This window comes from Limimaricola hongkongensis DSM 17492, from assembly GCF_000600975.2.
In the GTDB taxonomy this organism is placed as follows: domain Bacteria; phylum Pseudomonadota; class Alphaproteobacteria; order Rhodobacterales; family Rhodobacteraceae; genus Limimaricola; species Limimaricola hongkongensis.
Window position 1 is genome coordinate 111,153 of sequence record NZ_KK088650.1, and the last position, 17,195, is coordinate 128,347.

Annotated in this window: 18 protein-coding genes; 7 read left to right on the top strand and 11 right to left on the bottom strand. The window is 69.7% G+C overall.

Annotated features, from left to right (window positions below):
* Position 1: 1 nt before the first annotated feature.
* From LOKHON_RS05200 to LOKHON_RS05220, 5 genes are all read right to left on the bottom strand, one after another.
* The gene (locus LOKHON_RS05200) at positions 2 to 847 is read right to left on the bottom strand and encodes a metal ABC transporter permease (RefSeq protein WP_017928199.1); all 846 of its coding nucleotides are present in this window, start codon (positions 845 to 847) and stop codon (positions 2 to 4) included.
* Positions 844 to 1,692, bottom strand: coding sequence for a metal ABC transporter permease (locus tag LOKHON_RS05205; protein ID WP_017928200.1), 849 nt, complete (start codon positions 1,690 to 1,692; stop codon positions 844 to 846). The genes LOKHON_RS05200 and LOKHON_RS05205 overlap by 4 nt, the downstream gene beginning before the upstream one ends.
* Positions 1,689 to 2,576 (bottom strand): manganese/iron ABC transporter ATP-binding protein, encoded by an 888-nt coding sequence (locus LOKHON_RS05210; protein WP_017928201.1) that lies wholly within the window; start codon positions 2,574 to 2,576, stop codon positions 1,689 to 1,691. Before LOKHON_RS05210 ends, LOKHON_RS05205 begins: the two co-directional genes overlap by 4 nt.
* Positions 2,576 to 3,463, bottom strand: a complete 888-nt coding sequence (locus LOKHON_RS05215) for a metal ABC transporter substrate-binding protein (RefSeq protein ID WP_017928202.1) — start codon at positions 3,461 to 3,463, stop codon at positions 2,576 to 2,578. Before LOKHON_RS05215 ends, LOKHON_RS05210 begins: the two co-directional genes overlap by 1 nt.
* Before the next feature lie 188 nt (positions 3,464 to 3,651).
* A complete protein-coding gene (locus tag LOKHON_RS05220; RefSeq protein WP_017928203.1) occupies positions 3,652 to 4,236 on the bottom strand; it encodes a GcrA family cell cycle regulator in 585 nt (194 codons plus the stop codon).
* 177 nt (positions 4,237 to 4,413) lie between these two features.
* Here LOKHON_RS05220 and LOKHON_RS05225 point away from each other — a divergent pair, with 177 nt between their 5' ends.
* On the top strand, positions 4,414 to 5,217 hold the full coding sequence (locus LOKHON_RS05225) for an ABC transporter permease (RefSeq protein ID WP_017928204.1): 804 nt from the start codon (positions 4,414 to 4,416) through the stop codon (positions 5,215 to 5,217).
* Positions 5,214 to 5,675 carry a GNAT family N-acetyltransferase gene (locus LOKHON_RS05230; protein ID WP_017928205.1) on the top strand — a complete coding sequence of 154 codons (462 nt, stop codon included), beginning with the start codon at positions 5,214 to 5,216 and terminating at the stop codon, positions 5,673 to 5,675. Before LOKHON_RS05225 ends, LOKHON_RS05230 begins: the two co-directional genes overlap by 4 nt.
* On the opposite strand, the gene LOKHON_RS05235 is transcribed toward LOKHON_RS05230, so the two are convergent.
* Both LOKHON_RS05235 and LOKHON_RS05240 read right to left on the bottom strand, forming a co-directional pair.
* Entirely contained in the window at positions 5,660 to 6,451 is a 792-nt protein-coding gene (locus LOKHON_RS05235) for an ABC transporter permease (protein WP_017928206.1), read from the bottom strand. The genes LOKHON_RS05230 and LOKHON_RS05235 overlap by 16 nt on opposite strands.
* Positions 6,448 to 7,380: a daunorubicin resistance protein DrrA family ABC transporter ATP-binding protein gene (locus LOKHON_RS05240; protein ID WP_017928207.1), complete on the bottom strand. Its 933-nt coding sequence runs from the start codon at positions 7,378 to 7,380 to the stop codon at positions 6,448 to 6,450. Before LOKHON_RS05240 ends, LOKHON_RS05235 begins: the two co-directional genes overlap by 4 nt.
* Before the next feature lie 251 nt (positions 7,381 to 7,631).
* On the opposite strand from LOKHON_RS05240, the gene LOKHON_RS05245 reads away from it, so the two are divergent.
* The 4 genes from LOKHON_RS05245 (at position 7,632) to LOKHON_RS05260 (ending at position 10,837) form a co-directional block, all read left to right on the top strand.
* Complete coding sequence (locus LOKHON_RS05245) at positions 7,632 to 8,816, top strand: aspartate aminotransferase family protein (RefSeq protein ID WP_017928208.1); 1,185 nt, start codon at positions 7,632 to 7,634, stop codon at positions 8,814 to 8,816.
* A complete protein-coding gene (locus LOKHON_RS05250; RefSeq protein ID WP_017928209.1) occupies positions 8,806 to 9,306 on the top strand; it encodes a GNAT family N-acetyltransferase in 501 nt (166 codons plus the stop codon). Before LOKHON_RS05245 ends, LOKHON_RS05250 begins: the two co-directional genes overlap by 11 nt.
* Before the next feature lie 86 nt (positions 9,307 to 9,392).
* Entirely contained in the window at positions 9,393 to 10,319 is a 927-nt protein-coding gene (gene argF / locus LOKHON_RS05255) for an ornithine carbamoyltransferase (RefSeq protein WP_017928210.1), read from the top strand.
* Positions 10,316 to 10,837, top strand: a complete 522-nt coding sequence (locus LOKHON_RS05260) for a GNAT family N-acetyltransferase (RefSeq protein ID WP_051059644.1) — start codon at positions 10,316 to 10,318, stop codon at positions 10,835 to 10,837. The genes argF and LOKHON_RS05260 overlap by 4 nt, the downstream gene beginning before the upstream one ends.
* 12 nt (positions 10,838 to 10,849) lie before the next feature.
* Here LOKHON_RS05260 and hrpB read toward each other — a convergent pair whose 3' ends face one another.
* The 4 genes from hrpB to LOKHON_RS05280 form a co-directional block, all read right to left on the bottom strand.
* Positions 10,850 to 13,255: an ATP-dependent helicase HrpB gene (hrpB, locus tag LOKHON_RS05265; protein WP_017928212.1), complete on the bottom strand. Its 2,406-nt coding sequence runs from the start codon at positions 13,253 to 13,255 to the stop codon at positions 10,850 to 10,852.
* Between the two features lie 149 nt (positions 13,256 to 13,404).
* Positions 13,405 to 13,695, bottom strand: coding sequence for a 50S ribosomal protein L28 (gene rpmB, locus LOKHON_RS05270; protein WP_017928213.1), 291 nt, complete (start codon positions 13,693 to 13,695; stop codon positions 13,405 to 13,407).
* A gap of 123 nt (positions 13,696 to 13,818) precedes the next feature.
* Positions 13,819 to 14,817, bottom strand: a complete 999-nt coding sequence (gene meaB, locus LOKHON_RS05275) for a methylmalonyl Co-A mutase-associated GTPase MeaB (RefSeq protein ID WP_017928214.1) — start codon at positions 14,815 to 14,817, stop codon at positions 13,819 to 13,821.
* A 58-nt stretch (positions 14,818 to 14,875) separates the two neighbouring features.
* The gene (locus LOKHON_RS05280; RefSeq protein ID WP_017928215.1) at positions 14,876 to 15,175 is read right to left on the bottom strand and encodes a hypothetical protein; all 300 of its coding nucleotides are present in this window, start codon (positions 15,173 to 15,175) and stop codon (positions 14,876 to 14,878) included.
* A gap of 209 nt (positions 15,176 to 15,384) precedes the next feature.
* On the opposite strand from LOKHON_RS05280, the gene lepA reads away from it, so the two are divergent.
* Positions 15,385 to 17,184, top strand: a complete 1,800-nt coding sequence (gene lepA, locus LOKHON_RS05285; protein ID WP_026147444.1) for a translation elongation factor 4 — start codon at positions 15,385 to 15,387, stop codon at positions 17,182 to 17,184.
* Positions 17,185 to 17,195: the final 11 nt, after the last annotated feature.

Below are 17,195 nucleotides of genomic sequence, written 5' to 3' on the forward strand. Positions count from 1 at the left end.
CTCAGCCCGTCTGGGAAGCCCTCCCGTTCTCGGCCCGGCGGATCGTGATCGACTTCCAGACAAAGGCCATGATGAAGATCAGCGTCAGCCCGAGGATGATCGTCGGCGCCGGCGCGCTGTCGATCCAGAAGCTGGCATAGACCCCGCCCCAGCTCGCCACCAGCGTCACCGCCACGGCGACCATGAGCATCGCGCCGAAGCGGCGGGTGACGAGAAAGGCGATGGCGCCCGGCGCGATCAGAAGCCCGATGGCGAGGATGATGCCCACCGCCGAGAGCGTGCTGACGATGGTCAGCGACAAGAGCCCCAGCAGCCCGTAATGAAACAGCCCCACCGGCATCCCAAGCGCCCGCGCCTGTCCCGGATCGAAGGCGTGCAGCATCAGGTCGCGCCAGCGCGCCATCAGCGCAAGGCTGACCAGCCCGCCGACGATTCCGGCGGTCCACAGGTCGGTCGCATCGATGCCGAGCATGTTGCCGAACAGGATGTGGTCGAGATGCACCTCGCTCTCGATCCAGGTGTAGAGCACGAGGCCGATCCCGAACATGCCCGAGAAGACCACGCCCATCACCGTGTCCTGCTTGATCCGGCTGTGATCGGTCAGAAACCCGGTGGCGAGCGCGCAGGACATGCCCGCGACAAAGGCGCCGATCAGCAGCGGGATGTTCAGGATATAGGCCAGCACCACGCCGGGCAGCACCGCGTGGCTCACCGCGTCGCCCATCAGCGACCAGCCCTTGAGCACCAGGAAACACGACAGAAGCGCGCAGGGCACCGCGATCAGCCCGGCGATCACGAAGGCGTCGCGCATGAAGTCGAGCTGGAAGGGAAGCAGAAGCTCGTTCATAGCGCCGCCCTCGCGCGGGCCTTTGCTGCGAGCCAGCCATGCTTGGGCGCAAAGACGAAGGCCAAAAGGAAGATCAGCGTCTGCAGCGAGATGATCACGCCGCCCGTGGCGCCGTCGAGAAAGAAGGAGATATAGGCCCCGAGAAAGCTGGTGACGCTGCCCAGCGCGACCGCGATGGCGATCAGCCGCGGGAAGCGGTCGGTGAGAAGATAGGCGGTGGCGCCGGGCGTCACCACCATCGCGATCACCAGAAACGCGCCCACCGTCTGCAGGGCCGCGACGCAGGCCGCCGACAACAGCACGAAGAACACGAAGCGCAGCAGGCCGGGCCGCAGCCCGACCGAGCGGGCATGGGTTTCGTCGAAGAAGGCGACCATCAGGTCCTTCCACTTCAAGAGCAGCACCACCATGCAGACCGCGCCGATGATGGCGAGCTGGAGCGTGTCCTCGGGCGTGATGGCAAGGATGTTGCCCAAGATGATGGTCTGCACGTCCACCGGCGTGGGCGAGACCGAGACCATGAACAGCCCCAGCCCGAAGAAGCCGGTGAAGATCAGCCCGATGACGGTGTCTTCCTTCAGCCCCGTGCGCTGGTTGAGAAACAGCATCGCGCCCGCGGCCAGACCGCCCGACAGGAACGCGCCCAGCGCGAAGGGCAGGCCGAGCATGTAGGCGCCGGCGACGCCCGGCACGATGGAGTGCGACAGCGCGTCGCCGATCAGCGACCAGCCCTTGAGCATGAGATAGGCCGACAGGAACGCGCAGACCGCGCCGACCAGCGCGGAGACCCACATCGCGTTGAGCATGTAGCCATAGGTGAAGGGGAGCAGCAGTGCCTCGATCATCGGCCGCCGCCCCCCGAGCGGTGCTGGTCGTCGTAGAACACCAGCGGGCGTTCGTCGTCCGACAGGATCCGCAGCTTGCGCGCATCCTCGTCCTGGTGCAGCTCCGCCCCGCCCAGCACGAAATGCCGCAGCACGCCGCCGAAGGCGTGCTCCAGATTGTCCCGCGTGAACACGTCGCGCGTCGGCCCATGCGCCAGAACCGTGCCCTTCACGAGCACGGTGCGGTCGCAGAACTCCGGCACGCTCCCGAGATTATGGGTCGAGACCAGCATCACCCGGCCCTCGTCGCGCAATTCGCGCAAAAGCCGGATGATCGCTTCCTCGGTGGCCACGTCGACGCCGGTGAAGGGCTCGTCCAGAAGGATCACCCGCCCGTCCTGCGCCAGCGCGCGGGCGAGAAAGACGCGCTTGCGCTGGCCGCCCGACAACTCGCCGATCTGGCGGTGGCGAAAGGCGGTCATGTTGACCCGCTCCAGCGCCGCCGAGACGGCCTCGTGGTCGGCCGCGCGCGGGCGGCGCAGAAAGCCCATGCGCCCGTAGCGGCCCATCATCACCACGTCCTCGACCAGCACCGGAAAGGACCAGTCGACCTCCTCGGCCTGCGGCACATAGGCGACGAGGCCGGATTTCAGCGCCCGCTTCACCGGCTGGCCGAGGATCGAGATCGACCCCCTGGCCAGCGGCAGAAACCCCATGATCGCCTTGAACAGGGTGGATTTGCCCGCGCCGTTGACACCCACCAGCGCCGAGATCGTGCCGACCGGCAGGGCAAAGCTCGCCTCGCGCAGCGCCGTGACGCCGTTGCGGTAGGAGACGGTGACCCCGTCCGCGGTCAGCCCCGCGCCCGTGGCCTGCGCATGTTCGGGAAAGGCGCGGGCATCCATCATTCGCCCCCGTTCAGGCCGCGCGCGACGGTTTCGGTGGTGACGCGCAGAAGGTCGAGATAGCTCGGCACCGGGCCGCCTTCCTCGGACAGCGAATCGACGTAGAGCTCGCCGCCATAGCTGGCGCCGGTTTCGCGGGCGACCTGTTTCGCCGGGTCGGTGTTGACCGTGCTTTCGCAGAACACCGCCGGAATGTCGTGCTCGCGCACCCCGTCGATCACCCGGCGCACCTGCTGCGGCGTGCCGGTGGCATCGGCGTTCATCGGCCACAAGAACAGCTCGCTGAGCCCCAGGTCGCGGGCGAGATAGCTGAAGGCCCCCTCGCAGGAAACGAGCCAGCGCTTTTCCTCGGGCACGCGCTCGATCTCGGCCTTGAGCGGCGCGATCATCGCGGCGATCTGCTGCTTGTAGGCATCGGCGTTGGCGGCGTAGGTCGCGGCGTTGTCCGGGTCCGCCTCGCTCAGCGCCTCGCGGATGTTGTCGACATAGATCACGGCGTTGTCGGGGCTCATCCAGGCATGCGGGTTCGGCTTGCCGTCGTAATCGCCGCCCGAGATCGAGATCGGCTCGATCCCGTCCGAGATGACGGCGGCGGGCCGCTCGCCCGCATTGTCGAGAAACTGCTCGAACCACAATTCGAGGTTCAGGCCGTTCCACAGCACGAGATCGGCGTCGCGCACGCCCAGGATGTCGCGCGGGGTCGGCTGGTAGTTGTGGATCTCCGCGCCGGGCTTGGTGATCGACACCACCTCGGCGGCCTCGCCCGCGACGTTGCGCGCCATGTCGGCGATCACGGTGAAGCTCGTCGCCACCTTGATCTTGTCATCGGCGGCGGCGGGCAGGGCCAGCAGCGATGTGCCGAGGGCGAGAAGGGGCAGGATGCGCATGTGGGTCTCCGGGTGATGTGAACCTTCGCGGGCATAAGATGCGAACCATTCGCAAGAAGTCAACTGGATTGCGAATAATTCGCAACTTTGGCCTTTCTCCGCCGCGGCGCCGTCGACAGGCGGGGGCGGCCACGAAAAAGGGGGCCGCGCGGTGGCGGCCCCCTTCGGGTCGTTCCTTGAAGATCGGCTCAGCGGCGGCGATCGCGGCGCGAGCTCATCGGCTGGAAGGCGACGCCGACATGCGCCTCGCAATAGGGCTTGCCCGATTGCGTCGGCAGGCCGCAGAACCAGAAATTGTCGGTGGCGGGATCGCCCACCGGCCATTTGCAGGTCTTTTCGGTCAGCTCCATCAGCGTCAGCTTCTTGGCGCCCTTTTCCACCTCGGAAACCTTGGCGAGCGCCTCGGGGCTGATCTCGTTGGCCGAGGGCTGCGGCGGCAGCGGCTGGCCGGCGGGGATGATGGCGCGGCGCGCGGCGCTCATCGGGATCGGGCTGTCGTCCTCCTCCGCGGGCTTGGCGGCTTCGGGCGCGGCGGCGGGTTCGGGCCGTGCGGCGGCGGGCGCCGCCGGCTGGGCCGGGGCGGGCGCCGCCTGCGGGGCGGCGGGGGCGGGCTGCGGCGCCACGCCGGTGCGGTTCGACAGGCCGAGGCGATGCACCTTGCCGATCACGGCGTTGCGCGTCACGCCGCCGAGCTCCTTGGCGATCTGGCTCGCCGACTGGCCCTCGTTCCACATTCTCTTGAGCGTTTCGACGCGCTCGTCGGTCCAGGACATGCAATGCCTCCGATCGGTTGGGCGGTGGCCCGCCGTTTCAGTTGCGACGTGCCGATTTACCCGGCCAGACGCCGCAGTTCAACCCGCACCGCGCGTCGCGATGCGATCATCTGCGCCGCACCGGCCTTGTCACCGACCGCATGGCGGCTACAACCCCGACCGCAGGAGGCGCACAACATGAGCATCGACACAGATCAGGGACTCCGCCGTTTCGGCCGGTTCAACAGCCTGGGCACCGCGACGCTGGCGCATCGCGAAACCCGCCGCTTTCTCAACGTCTGGGCGCAGACGGTGATGGCGCCGCTGATCAACGCGGCGTTGTTCCTTCTCATCTTCACCATCGCGATCGGCCCGCGCCGCGGCGACGTGATGGGGGTGGAATTCCTGCATTTCCTCGCGCCCGGCCTGTTGATGATGACGGTGATCCAGCAGGCCTTCGCCAACACCTCGTCGTCGCTGGCCTCGGCCAAGGTGCAGGGCAACATCGTCGACACGCTGATGGCGCCCTTGTCCTCGGCCGAGATGCTGGCGGGCTATGTCGCGGGCGCGGTGGCGCGCGGGCTGATCGTCGCTGTGGTGATCGCGCTGGGCGTGTGGATCTTTCTCGGCGTGGGTCTGGCGCATCCGCTCTGGGCGCTGACCTTCTGGCTTCTGGGCTCGGTCTTCATGGGGGCGCTGGGGCTGATCGCGGGGATCTACGCGCAGAAATTCGACCAGCTCGCCGCGATCACCAATTTCCTCGTGACGCCGCTGGCCTTCCTGTCGGGCACCTTCTACTCGATCGAGGCGCTGCCGGGCGTGATGCAGACCCTGAGCCGGATCAACCCGTTCTTCTACCTGATCGACGGCGCGCGCTACGGCATGATCGGCGTCTCCGACGGCTCGCCCTTTCTGGGCCTCGCGGTGATGCTGGTCTCCTGCGCGGCGATCCTCGGCTTTGCCTGGACCTGGCTCGAACGCGGCTACCGGCTCAAGCCGTGAGCCTGCTGCGCGCCGCCGTTCCCGCCGATTTCGAGCGTCTGGCGGTCGGGCTGCCGCCGCAGGGGCTGTTTCTGCCCGAACCGGGTCTGGTGACGGCGCCGGTGGCGATGCTGCTGGCGCGGCGCTGCGAGGATCTGCGCGCGGCGCAGGGCTGGGGCGCCTGCCTGATCGTGGAGGACGACCTGCTGGTCGGCTTCGTGGTGCCCAAGCTCCCCGATTCCCGCGGGCTGGCCGAGTTCGGCTATGCCGTCTCGCCCGCGCAGCGCGGGCGCGGGCTCGCGGGGCGCGCGGTGGCGGCGTTTTGCGATCTGGCGACCGCGCGGGGGCTGGCGGCGCTGACCGCCCGGACCGATCCGGGCAACGCCGCCTCGATCCGGGTGCTGGAGCGCAACAGCTTCACCCCGGTCGCGCCATGTCCCACGGGCCTGCTGCGCTGGCGGCGCTATTTGCGCCGGTAGAGCCAGAGCACCAAGGGCGCCAGCGCCAGCGTCAGCAGGGCGGGCGACAAGAGCGCGAGGCCGATCTCGGGCAACGCGGCCGTGCCCGCCATCAGCGACCGCATCGCCGTGGTCATGCTCGAAATCGGGTTCACCGCCACGAAGGCCTGCAGCCAGCCGGGCATGGTCGCCGGGTCGACCATGATGTTCGACGCGAAGGTGACCGGGAACAGCACCGCGAAGCCGAGCGTCATCACCGTCATCGGCGTGCGCAGCACCAGCCCCAGCACGATGAAGATCCAGCCCCAGCCGAACCCCACCGCCATCAGCAGCAGCCACGAGCCGAGAATGCCCGAAAGCCCCGCCTCGGGCCGGTAGCCAAGGCCCAGCCCGATCCCGAGGATGATCGCGCCCGCGATGGTGTGGCGCAGCATGTCGCCCGCCATCAGCCCGGCAAAGGGCGCCAGCGACCAGATCGGCAGGCTACGGAACCGGTCGAACAGCCCCTTGGACAGGTCGGTCGACAGCCCCATGCCGGAATAGACCGTGTTGAACACCGTCGTCTGCACGAGAATGCCGGGAATGAACCATTGCAGGTAGGCGGTCGACGACCCCGCCAGCGCGCCGCCGAAGATGAAGGTGAACAGCAGCGTGAACATGATCGGCGTCATCACCAGATCGAACAGCTGCTCGGGCACGTGCCGGAACTTCAGCACCGCGCGCCACGCGAAGGTCAGCGCCGTCGAGGCGGGCGAGGGGGCGGCGGGGCGCGGGCCGCGGGGCAGGGGGATGCTCATGCCGCCTCCCGGCCCGTCAGGGCAAAGAACACCTCGTCGAGGCTGGGCGCGCCGAGAGAAAACTCCGCCAGCCGGATATTCGCCTCCGCCAGCCGGGCCAGATGCGCCGAGGCCTCGGCATCGTCGGCCACCGGCACCGAGATCCGCCCGCCCTCGGGGTCGGACTGCGCCGCCTCGCCCAGAAGGCCGAGCGCGATCTGGCGGTTGCCCGGATCGAGCGGCGTGACATGCAGCATGCCCGAGCCGGTCTGCGCCTTCAGCTCGCGGCTGGTGCCTTCGGCGATCTTGCGGCCATGGTCGATCACCGCGATCCGGCCCGCCAGCTGGTCGGCCTCCTCGAGATACTGGGTGGTGAGCAGGATCGTCACGCCTTCGGCGGCGAGCCCGCGGATGAGCCGCCAGACGCCCGCGCGCGCCGACGGGTCGAGCCCGGTGGTCGGCTCGTCGAGAAACAGCACGCCGGGTGTCACGATCAGCGAGGCGGCGATGTCGAGCCTGCGGCGCATGCCGCCCGAATAATCCTTCACCTGCTTCTTCGCGGCATCCGAAAGATCGAAGGCGGCGAGCAGCTCGGCGGCGCGTCCGCGCCCCGCGCGCCAGCCAAAGCCCCACAGCCGCGCCAGCATGACGAGGTTCTCGTGCCCGGTCAGGTCTTCGTCGAGCGAAGCGAACTGCCCGGTCATGGCGATGGCGGCGCGCACCCGTTCGGGGTGGCGCGCGAGATCGTGGCCCATCACCTGCGCCGTGCCGTCATCGGGCCGGGTCAGCGTGGCGAGCATGCGCAGCAATGTCGTCTTGCCCGCGCCGTTCGGCCCGAGGATCGCGAAGATCATGCCGCGCGGCACGTCGAGATCGATGCCGTCCACCGCCTTGAGGTTTCCGAAGGCGCGCCGCAATCCGCGCGCCCGGATCGCCAGATCCGTTTCCATGCCGTCCCCCGTGCTTTTGCGCCGACGCTAGCACGCCCCGGCGCGGGCCGCGCGATTTTGCGCTTTCCATCCCCGATTTCGCCGCCTAACGTCGCCATGATGACGCAGATCGCCGCATATTCCGCGCCCCGACGCCGACGCTGAAGCCCCAATTCGCTTCGCGGCGCGGCCAATCGCGTCATGCCCCCACCCGACAATTGACTCGCCCTTGCCGCTGCGGCACCAACGGGGCCTCTTACAGGACCATTGCCATGATCTCCTCGATCCTGCCGACCTACAACCGTGCGGACCTCGCCTTCATCAAGGGTGAGGGCGTCTGGCTGGAGGCCGAGGACGGGCGGCGATATCTCGATCTCGGCGCGGGCATCGCGGTCAACGCGCTGGGCCATGCCAACCCCGATCTCGTGGACGCGCTGACGACGCAGGCGGGGGCGCTGTGGCACGTCTCCAACCTCTACCGCATCCCGGCGCAGCAGCGGCTCGCCGATGCGCTGGTCGAGGCCACCTTCGCCGACACCTGCTTCTTCACCAATTCGGGCACCGAGGCGATGGAGCTCGCCGTGAAGATGGCGCGCCGCTACTGGCACGATCACGGCCAGCCCGAGCGGACCCGCATCCTGACCTTCGAGGGCGCCTTTCATGGTCGCTCCTCGGCGGCGATCGCCGCGGTCGGCACGGAAAAGATGACCCATGGCTTCGGGCCGCTGCTGCCGGGCTTCACCCAGCTGCCTTGGGGCGATCACGACGCGCTGCGCGCCGCCGCCGCGCAACCGGATGTCGGCGCGATCCTGATCGAGCCGGTGCAGGGCGAAGGCGGCATCCGCCCGGTGCCGGATCACTGCCTGAAGGGCCTGCGCGAGATCTGCGACGAGACCGGCACGCTGCTGATCTTCGACGAGGTGCAATGCGGCATGGGCCGGACCGGCAAGCTGTTCGCGCATGAATGGGCGGGCATCGCGCCCGACATCATGATGGTCGCCAAGGGCATCGGCGGCGGCTTTCCCCTTGGCGCGGTGCTGGCGACCGAAAAGGCCGCCGCGCCGATGACGGCGGGCACGCATGGCTCCACCTATGGCGGCAACCCGCTGGCCTGCGCGGTCGGCGCGAAGGTGATGGAGATCGTCTCTGACGAAGGCTTCCTTGAAGCCGTGCGCGCCCGGTCGGGCCAGCTGCGCCAGGGCCTCGAAAGCCTCGTCGCCTCGCACCCGCAGGTGTTCGAGAGCGTGCGCGGCACGGGGCTGATGCTGGGGCTGAAATGCAAGGGCGCGCCCGCCGATCTGGTGCAGGCGGGGTACGGCGAAGCCGTGCTCACCGTGCCTGCCGCCGACAACGTGGTGCGGCTTCTGCCGCCCTTGAACATCACCGCCTCGGAGATCGACGAGGCGCTGTCCCGGCTCGACCGGGCGGCGGCGCGGGTCGGGTCCGATGCCGGGTAGGTACCGCTTCAGGCCGCTGGTCGCCTCGGACCGGCGGCTGTTCGACCGCTGGCTGGCCGAGCCGCATATCGGCGGCTGGTGGGGCGACGCCGCGACCGAATGGGCCGAGATCGAAAACGACTGGACCACCGGCAACACCGGCACCGACATGCGCATCGTCGAGCATGAAGGGCACCCCTTCGCCTATGTGCAGGATTACGAGGCGCATTTCTACGACATGCCGCATTACGCGCATCTGCCCAAGGGCGCGCGCGGCATGGACATGTTTCTGGGCGACCCCGCCTATCTGGGCCGCGGCCACGGCGCGGCCTTTTTGCGCGAGCGGGCGTTGCAGCTGATGGCGGCGGGGGCGCCGCTGGTGGCGGTGGACCCGTCACCCGACAACGCCCGCGCCATCGCCGCCTATCTGCGGGCCGGTTTCACGGGCGAGGCGATCCTGCCTTGCGAAGACGGCACGCCGATCCGGCTGATGACGCTGGGTCCGGCATGATTTCACCATGCCTCACACACGCCGGGGGAAGCCGCGCCAGCGGCGCGGGGCTGCCCCCTCTCCGCCATTCGATCCGAAAGACTGACATGACCCATTTTCTCGACATCCTGCCCACGCCCACCGCCGATCTGCGCCAGATGATCGACCATGCCCGCGCCATGAAGGACGCGCGGCAGGGCCGCCCGCGCGGCATGCGCGACGACGAGACCCCGCTCGAGGGGCGGATGGTCGCGCTGATCTTCGAAAAGCCCTCGACCCGCACGCGGGTGAGCTTCGATGTCGGCGTGCGGCAGATGGGCGGCGAGACCATGGTGCTGTCGGGCGCCGACATGCAGCTCGGCCATGGCGAGACCATCGCCGACACGGCCCGCGTGCTGTCGCGCTATGTCGATCTCATCATGATCCGCACCTTCGAGGAGCAGACCCTGATCGAAATGGCCGAGAACGCCACCGTGCCGGTGATCAACGGTCTGACCAACCGCACCCACCCGTGCCAGATCATGGCCGACATCATGACTTTCGAGGAGCATCGCGGCCCGATCAAGGGCCGCAAGGTGGTCTGGTCGGGCGACGGCAACAACGTCTTCGCCAGCTTTGCCCATGCGAGCGCGCAGTTCGGCTTCGACCTGGTCTTCACCGGGCCCAAGCCGCTCGACCCCGAGCCCGAGATCATGGAGGCCGCGCGCGCCGCGGGCGCCAATATCGAGATCATCCGCGACCCGATGGCCGCGGTCGAGGGCGCCGATCTCGTCGTCACCGACACATGGGTGTCGATGCACGACCCGCAATCCGCCAAGGAGCGGCGCCACAACCAGCTGCGCGGCTACCAGGTCAACGCCGAGCTGATGGGCCGGGCCAAGCCCGACGCGCTGTTCATGCATTGCCTGCCCGCGCATCGCGACGACGAGGCGACAAGCGAGGTGATGGACGGCCCCGCTTCGGTGATCTTCGACGAGGCCGAGAACCGGCTGCATGCGCAAAAGGCGGTGATGCGCTGGTGCCTGGGCGCGTGACGCCCGCCTTTCGCCTCGTGCCGCTCGAGGTCGACGACGCCGAGGCGCTGTCGGCCTTCGAGCTGGCGAGCCGCGACTGGTTCGAACGGCGCGTGCCGCCGCGCCCGGCGGGCTATTTCGACCCCGGCACGCTGCGCGGGATCCTGCGCGAGATGCTGGAGGGGCCGGAGGCCGAAAAGGCGCGCTTCTTTCTCGTGCGGGCGCCGGAGGGCATGATCATGGGCCGGGTCAACCTGACCGGCATCACCGACGGGCCCGGCGGGCGGCGGGCCGAGGTGGGCTACCGGATCGGCCCCGACCATGCCGGGCGCGGCCTGGCGCGCGCGGCGCTGGGGGCGGCGATCCACGTGGCGCGCGAGATCGGGCTCGACCGGCTGGAGGCGAAGGTGGCGGCGGGGCACGCCGCCTCGATCCGGGTGCTGGAGGCCAATGGCTTCGAGCGCACCGGGCAGGCGCTGCCGCAGGCCGAGCTGCACGGCGCGCCGCTGCCGCTCTTGCACTATGCCCGCGCGCTGTAGCGCGGCGCGCGGTCAGGTGCCGCGCGGCTTGGCGCGCAGCGTCGGCGCGGCTTCGGTCGGGTCTTCGGGCCAGGGGTGGCGCGGGTAGCGGCCGCGCATGTCGCGGCGCACATCCGCATAGGAGCTGGCCCAGAAGCCCGGCAGATCGTCGGTCACCTGCACCGGGCGGCCCGCCGGCGACAGCAGCGTGAGCTTGAGCGCGGTGCCGCCCACGCTCGGGTGGTGGGTCACGCCGAACAGCTCCTGCAGCCGCAGCGCGATCTCGGGCGGCTGGCTGTCGTAATCGATCGGCACCTTGCGCCCCAGCGGCGTGGTGAAGGCGGGCGGCGCCTCGCGGTCCAGAAGCTGCGTCTGCCCCCAGTCGAGCATCGCCCGCCACGGGCCGAGAAGGTCGAAGCCCTTCCAGTCGGCAGCATTCCTGACGCCGCCGAGAAACGGCAAAAGCCAGTCTTCGAGCGTCTCCATCAGCGCGGCGTCCGACAGGTCCGGCAGATCCGCGCCGCCCGCGCGCACCAGCATGACGCGCGCGCGGAACCGTTCGGCGGCGGGCGAGGGGCGCAGCCCGAGCTGGCGCACCCCGTCGAGCATGGCGGCCGCCACCTGCTCTTCGGGCGCGTCGCGCCAGATCCGGTCGCTGAGCGCGATCGCGCCCAGCCGCTCCTGCAGCCGCGCCACCACCCGGTTGTCGCGCTTCGACCATGCGCAGGCGGCGACCTCCTCGATCCGGTCGCCGAAGAGATCGCGCAACTCGGCTTCCTCGATCCGCGCGGCGAGCCGGATCTTCGCCTCGGGCACGTCATTCGACAGGTCCGTCGCCACGATCAGCCGCGCGCCCGCCAGCGCGTCCGCGCCCGCCATCGCCGCGCCGCGCCCGCCCGACAAGAGCCAGCGCGGATCGTCGCCCGGACGGCGCAGCCCGATCCGGTCGGGATAGGCCAGCGCGGCCATCGCGCCGGGCGACAGGGCGGGGCCCTGCGGGCGGCCCCGCGACAGGCGTTTCGCCTCGTCGCGGATGCGGGCCAGCGCGCCCATGTCCGGGGCACCCGGCAGGTCGCGGCGCCCGGCGATGGCGGCGAGCCTGTGGCCCAGGTCGCAGCCCGCGCCGCGCAGCGGGTCGCGCTCGCCCATCAGCGCGGCCAATGGCGCGGCCTGCGCGCCCGCCACCTCGAGCATGTGCCCAAGCCGCGGATGCAGCGGCAGCGCCGCGAGACGGCGGCCATGCGCGGTGATCGAACCCGCCTGGTCGAGCGCGCCCAGATCGCGCAGCAGGCTCTGCGCCTCGGCCAGCGCCGGGGCAGGGGGCGGCGTCAGGAAAGGCAGGTCCTGCGCCCCCCATTGCGCCAGCTCCAGCGCCAGCGGCCCGAGATCGGCGCTGGCGATCTCGGGGTCGGGAAAGGCCGAAAGCGCGCCGTCCTCGCCGCGGGTCCAGAGCCGGTAGGCCACGCCCGGCGCGACCCGGCCCGCGCGGCCCGCGCGCTGCGCGGCCTCGGCGCGCGTCACCTTTTCGGTGACCAGCCGCGACATGCCCGATCCGGGATCGAACCGCGCCCGCCGTGCCTTTCCGGCGTCGACCACGACGCGGATGTCGGGGATGGTGAGCGAGGTCTCGGCAATGGCGGTGGCCAGCACCACGCGGCGGCCCGCGCCCGGCTCCAGCGCCTCGGCCTGCCGCGCCGGGGGCAGCGCACCGTAGAGCGGCAGGACCGGGCAGCCCAGCCGCCCCTCCAGCGCCGATTGCACGCGCCGGATTTCGCCCTCGCCGGGCAGAAACACGAGAATCGAGCCGTCATTCTCGCGGGCCGCGCGTTCGACCAGCGCCGCCGTCTCGGCCTCCAGCCGCGCGCGCGGCGCGAGCGGACGGTCGAGCCAGCGCGTCTCCACCGGGAAGCTGCGGCCTTCGGAGACGACCACCGGCGCGCCCATCAGGTCGGCGACCGGCTGCGCGTCGAGCGTCGCCGACATCGCCACGAGCACCAGGTCCTCGCGCAGCGCCGCCCGGATTTCGAGACACAGCGCCAGCCCGAGATCGGCGTTGAGCGAGCGTTCGTGAAACTCGTCGAAGATCACCGCGCCGATGCCCGGCAGTTCGGGGTCGGATTGCACCATCCGGGTCAGGATGCCCTCGGTCACGACCTCGATCCGGGTCGCCTTCGACACCTTCGCCTCGCCACGGATGCGAAACCCCACGGTGCCGCCGGGCTTTTCGCCCAATGTCGCCGCCATGCGCTGCGCCGCCGCCCGCGCGGCGAGCCGGCGCGGCTCCAGCATCACGATCCGGCCGGGGATGCGGTCGAGCAGCGCCAGCGGCACCCGCGTCGTCTTGCCCGCGCCGGGCGGCGCCATCAGCACCGCCTGCCCGTCGCGCTCCAGCGCCGAGAGCAGGTCGGGGATCGCGTCGTCGATCGGCAGTCGGGTCATGGCGCGCCCTCGTCAGGCCGGGCAGGGGGCGCTGCCCCCGTCGCCTGCGGCGACTCCCCCGGCGTATTTGGGGAATGGTGAAGGGAAGACGCGAAAAGGCCCGGCGCCTCGATCGAGGGCCGGGCCTTGCATTCGCGGTCCCCGAGGGATCAGGCGGTCGCCGAAGCGGCCTTCGCGAGCTCTTTCTTGACCTTCAGCGCGGCGGCCGAGAGATCCTCTTCCTTCGCCTTGGCGAGGAAGGCGTCGAGACCGCCACGGTGATCGACCGAGCGCAGCGCGTGCGACGAGACGCGGAACTTGAAGCCCCGGCCCAGAGCGTCGGACAGCAGCGTCACATCCTGCAGGTTCGGCAGGAAGCGGCGGCGGGTCTTGTTGTTGGCGTGGCTGACATTGTTGCCAGTCATCGGGCCTTTTCCGGTCAGTTCGCAACGGCGCGACATGGTCTCATCCTTCGTGTCTCGGGGCCTGGCAGAAATCCGAGCCCGCAGGCACGGATACGGCGTCGGCAACGGGGCCGGGCCATGAATTCGGTCAGGGGGCCTTACGGGGATTCCTCGGGCGCGTCAAGCGTCCCGCAACGCCCGCGCCAGCGGATCGAGCGCCGCCCGCGCCGCCGCCCCCGGCGCCGCGCGGCCCGCCTCCACCTCGCCGCGCAGCCGGTCGAGCCGGGCGGTGAGATCGGGATCAAGCGCCAGCAGCGCCTCGATGCCCGCGCGCAGCTCGTCCTCGAACCACTGGCCCGCCTGCGCGGCGCGCAGCCGCGCGGTCACGCCGCTGTCGCGCCGCCACGCCGCCAGCCGCTCCACCTCGGCCCATGCCTCTGCCAGCCCGTCGCCGGTCAGCGCCGAGATCGTGCGCGCCGCCGGGATGCCCTCGGGGTCGGTGTCGCGCCTGCGCATCAGCCGCAGCGCACCGGCGTAATCGGCGCGGGTCCGCATCGCCTGCGCCGCGAGACCGCCGTCCGCCTTGTTGACCAGCACCAGATCCGCGATCTCCATGATGCCGCGCTTGACGCCCTGCAGCTCGTCGCCGCCCGCCGGGGCCAGCAACAAAAGGAACACGTCCGTCATGCGCGACACCAGCGTCTCGGACTGGCCCACGCCCACCGTCTCGACGATCACCACGTCGAAGCCCGCCGCCTCGCACAGCATCATCGCCTCGCGGGTGCGCCGCGCCACGCCGCCCAGCTGGGCCGCGGCGGGAGAGGGGCGGATGAAGGCCTGCGGGTCGCGGCTCAGCCGCTCCATCCGCGTCTTGTCGCCCAAGATCGAGCCGCCCGAGCGGGCCGAGGACGGATCGACCGCCAGCACCGCCACGCGGTGACCGGCCCCGGTGAGCCGCAGCCCCAGCGCCTCGATCACGCTCGACTTGCCGACGCCGGGCGTGCCCGACAGCCCGACCCGCAGCGCCATGCGCGACGGGTCGGCCAGCCGGTCGAGCAGCGCCTCGGCGCGGGCGCGATGCTCGGGCCGGGTGCTTTCCACCAGCGTGATGGCGCGCGCCAGCGCCCGCCGTTCGCCCGCCGCGACCCGCGCGGCCAGCTCCTCGATCTCGATATTCATGGGGGTGTTGTCGCGGGGCGCGGCGCATGTGTCCAGAGGGCGCGCGCCCCGTCCCGTTTCAGCGGCAGATCGCCTCGGCCCGGTTGGCAAAGGCCTTGTAGCGGCTCCAGAACGCGCCCGAGCCGTCCTCTTGCCGGGTGTCCTGCGCCCGTTGCGGATCGTCGAAGAACTTTGCCGCGCGCCGCTGCTCGCTGCCCGACAGGGTCGCGTCCGCCGCGCCCTGCACGCAAGAACACAGCGCCACGTTGGCGCCGGGCCGGTCGCTCGCCTCGCAGGCGCGGCTGATCGGACCCGAAGGCCGCCCGCTGCCGCAGGCCGCCAAGGCCGAAAGCGCGATGATGGAAATGATGATGCGCATGCCCGTAATCCCCGTCTGGCCGGCCCGGGTTCTGCCCGGATCGCGGTGCTGCTCTGCCGAAAGCGCCAAGATGCCGCACTCCGGGGGGCGGTGCAATTCGACCGCGGGGCGGCTGCGCCCCGCCTGCCTCACGATGGCGTGAGCCATTGCCGACCATGCCACCGGCACGCCCCATTGACCGAACGCCCGAAGCCCTGCATATGCGGGCCATGACCGAGCTTTCGCACATCCGCAACTTCTCCATCGTGGCGCATATCGACCACGGTAAATCGACGCTTGCCGACCGGCTGATCCAGTCGACCGGAACGGTGCAGGACCGCGAGATGAAGGCCCAGCTGCTCGACAGCATGGACATCGAGCGCGAGCGCGGCATCACCATCAAGGCGCAGACCGTCCGCATCGACTACAAGGCGCTCAACGGCGAGACCTACGTGCTCAACCTGATCGACACGCCCGGCCATGTCGATTTCGCCTACGAGGTCTCCCGCTCCATGCGCGCGGTCGAAGGCTCGCTGCTGGTGGTCGATTCGACCCAAGGGGTCGAGGCGCAGACGCTCGCCAACGTCTACCACGCGCTCGACGCGGATCACGAGATCGTCCCCGTCCTCAACAAGATCGACCTGCCGGCGTCGGAGCCCGACCGGATCAAGGAGCAGATCGAGGACGTGATCGGCATCGACGCCTCCGAGGCGATGCTCGTTTCGGCCAAGACCGGGCAGGGCATCCGCGAAACGCTCGAAGCCATCGTCCACCGCCTGCCCGCGCCCAAGGGCGACCGCGACGCGCCCTTGAAGGCGATGCTGGTCGATTCGTGGTACGACCTCTATCTCGGCGTGGTCGTGCTGGTGCGGATCATGGACGGCAAGCTGCGCAAGAACGACCGCATCCGCTTCATGCAGAACGGCACCGTCCACCAGGTCGACCGGATCGGCGTGTTCAAGCCCGGCATGCTGCCGGTCGAAGAACTCGGTCCGGGCGAGATCGGCTTTCTCACCGCCTCGATCAAGCAGGTGCGCGACACCAAGGTCGGCGACACCATCACCCACGAGAAGAAGGGCACCGAAACGCCGCTGCCGGGCTTCGCCCCTTCGGTCCCGGTGGTGTTCTGCGGCCTGTTCCCGGTCGACAGCGCCGAGTTCGAGGATCTGCGCAACGCGATCGAGAAGCTCGCGCTCAACGACGCCTCCTTCTCCTACGAGATGGAAACCTCCGCAGCGCTCGGCTTCGGCTTCCGCTGCGGTTTCCTCGGGCTGTTGCACCTTGAAGTCATCCGCGACCGGATCGACCGCGAATACAACATCGACCTGATCACCACCGCGCCCTCGGTCGTCTACAACGTCCACATGAAGGACGGCGAGATGATCGAGCTGCACAACCCCGCCGACATGCCCGACCTGACCCATGTCAGCCATGTCGAGGAGCCGCGGATCAAGGCGACGATCATGGTCCCCGACGATTACCTCGGCGACGTGCTCAAGCTGTGCCAGGACCGGCGCGGCATCCAGCAGGAGCTGACCTATGCCGGCTCCCGCCCGCTGGTGGTCTATGACCTGCCGCTCAACGAGGTGGTGTTCGATTTCTACGACCGGCTGAAATCGGTGACCAAGGGCTATGCCAGCTTCGACTACCAGATCACCGGCTACCGGCAGGACAACCTCGTGAAGATGTCGATCCTCGTCAATGACGAGCCGGTCGACGCGCTGTCGATGATGGTGCATCGCGACCGGGCCGAGATGCGGGGCCGGGCGATGGTGGAAAAGCTCAAGGAGCTGATCCCCCGCCACATGTTCAAGATCCCGATCCAGGCCGCGATCGGCGGCAAGGTGATTGCGCGCGAGACGCTCTCGGCGATGCGCAAGGACGTGACGGCGAAATGCTATGGCGGCGACGCGACCCGCAAGCGCAAGCTTCTGGACAAGCAGAAGGCGGGCAAGAAGAAGATGCGCCAGTTCGGAAAGGTTGACATTCCGCAGGAAGCGTTCATCTCTGCGTTGAAGATGGATAGTTAATATGTTCTGAA

Coding starts and splice junctions, on each gene's coding strand:
- LOKHON_RS05200 (WP_017928199.1), bottom strand. CDS start 847: ATGAACGAGCTTCTGCTTCCCTTCCAGCTCGACTTCATGCGCGACGCC.
- LOKHON_RS05205 (WP_017928200.1), bottom strand. CDS start 1,692: ATGATCGAGGCACTGCTGCTCCCCTTCACCTATGGCTACATGCTCAAC.
- LOKHON_RS05210 (WP_017928201.1), bottom strand. CDS start 2,576: ATGGATGCCCGCGCCTTTCCCGAACATGCGCAGGCCACGGGCGCGGGG.
- LOKHON_RS05215 (WP_017928202.1), bottom strand. CDS start 3,463: ATGCGCATCCTGCCCCTTCTCGCCCTCGGCACATCGCTGCTGGCCCTG.
- LOKHON_RS05220 (WP_017928203.1), bottom strand. CDS start 4,236: ATGTCCTGGACCGACGAGCGCGTCGAAACGCTCAAGAGAATGTGGAAC.
- LOKHON_RS05225 (WP_017928204.1), top strand. CDS start 4,414: ATGAGCATCGACACAGATCAGGGACTCCGCCGTTTCGGCCGGTTCAAC.
- LOKHON_RS05235 (WP_017928206.1), bottom strand. CDS start 6,451: ATGAGCATCCCCCTGCCCCGCGGCCCGCGCCCCGCCGCCCCCTCGCCC.
- LOKHON_RS05240 (WP_017928207.1), bottom strand. CDS start 7,380: ATGGAAACGGATCTGGCGATCCGGGCGCGCGGATTGCGGCGCGCCTTC.
- LOKHON_RS05245 (WP_017928208.1), top strand. CDS start 7,632: ATGATCTCCTCGATCCTGCCGACCTACAACCGTGCGGACCTCGCCTTC.
- LOKHON_RS05250 (WP_017928209.1), top strand. CDS start 8,806: ATGCCGGGTAGGTACCGCTTCAGGCCGCTGGTCGCCTCGGACCGGCGG.
- argF (WP_017928210.1), top strand. CDS start 9,393: ATGACCCATTTTCTCGACATCCTGCCCACGCCCACCGCCGATCTGCGC.
- hrpB (WP_017928212.1), bottom strand. CDS start 13,255: ATGACCCGACTGCCGATCGACGACGCGATCCCCGACCTGCTCTCGGCG.
- rpmB (WP_017928213.1), bottom strand. CDS start 13,695: ATGTCGCGCCGTTGCGAACTGACCGGAAAAGGCCCGATGACTGGCAAC.
- meaB (WP_017928214.1), bottom strand. CDS start 14,817: ATGAATATCGAGATCGAGGAGCTGGCCGCGCGGGTCGCGGCGGGCGAA.
- LOKHON_RS05280 (WP_017928215.1), bottom strand. CDS start 15,175: ATGCGCATCATCATTTCCATCATCGCGCTTTCGGCCTTGGCGGCCTGC.
- lepA (WP_026147444.1), top strand. CDS start 15,385: ATGACCGAGCTTTCGCACATCCGCAACTTCTCCATCGTGGCGCATATC.